Source organism: Stenotrophomonas sp. STEN018 (genome assembly GCF_056760235.1).
Window position 1 is genome coordinate 1 of sequence record NZ_JBRREK010000142.1, and the last position, 778, is coordinate 778.

The window sequence follows — 778 nt, forward strand, 5'->3', positions numbered from 1 at the left end:
CGCCTCCCCTCGCTTGCCTCTCCTCTCCCCCCCCCCCCCCCCGGCGCCCGGGCCCCCCCCACTACAGATGTCGGATGCATTGTCAGCTTCGCGGCTTACGCCGCTCCTACAACGCGAGGGACGCTTCATGCCTGCTGCATTGCCCGTCTACATGCCTTGGTTGATGACGGCCGGGTTCGGCTGGTTGTATTACCGGCGCATCCGTCGCCACTTTGGTTGGCAACCGTGGCGACCCGTTCGCAATGGCATTCGTATCGGCATCCTGTTGCTGGTGAGTGCGATGCTGGTGCTTGCAGCGGCGTATATCCCGCATGTGGCCTGGGGTGTTGCCGCAGGCGCGGTTGCCGGTGTTGGCTTGGGGGTGTTTGCACTCAAACACACGCTGATCAGTTCGCGCGATGGGCAGCCCGGCTATACGCCGAATCCCTGGATCGGCGGTGCCTTGGCGGTATTGCTGATCGGGCGATTGGCTTGGCGCTGGTATGGCGGTGCTTTCAGCCAGGGCATGGGGCAGGGCATGGGTAACGCCAGCCCGTTGACCTTGGCCTTGGCGGCGGCCTTGGTCAGCTATGGGTTGGTGCAGGCGGTAGGTTTGGCGCTGCGCCTGCGCTGATTGCTGTAGTGCCGAGCCATGCTCGGCAGGGGCCTCACCAGCAAAGCCGCATCTGTAGCAACTGTCTTGTCAGCCGGAGGCCATAGCGGCCTCCGCATCTCGTTTACGAGCATTGAGGATGACCAGCATCTTTCTCATAACCGCGACCAAGGCCACCTTGCCGGG

The 778-nt window shown here is 63.6% G+C and carries 1 protein-coding gene; it reads left to right on the forward strand.

Annotated elements, in window-relative coordinates; translation table 11 throughout:
- Positions 1 to 127 precede the first annotated feature (127 nt).
- Positions 128 to 613 (forward strand): CcdC protein domain-containing protein, encoded by a 486-nt coding sequence (locus ACVOMB_RS21080; RefSeq protein ID WP_481532940.1) that lies wholly within the window; start codon positions 128 to 130, stop codon positions 611 to 613.
- The last annotated feature ends 165 nt before the right edge of the window (positions 614 to 778 follow it).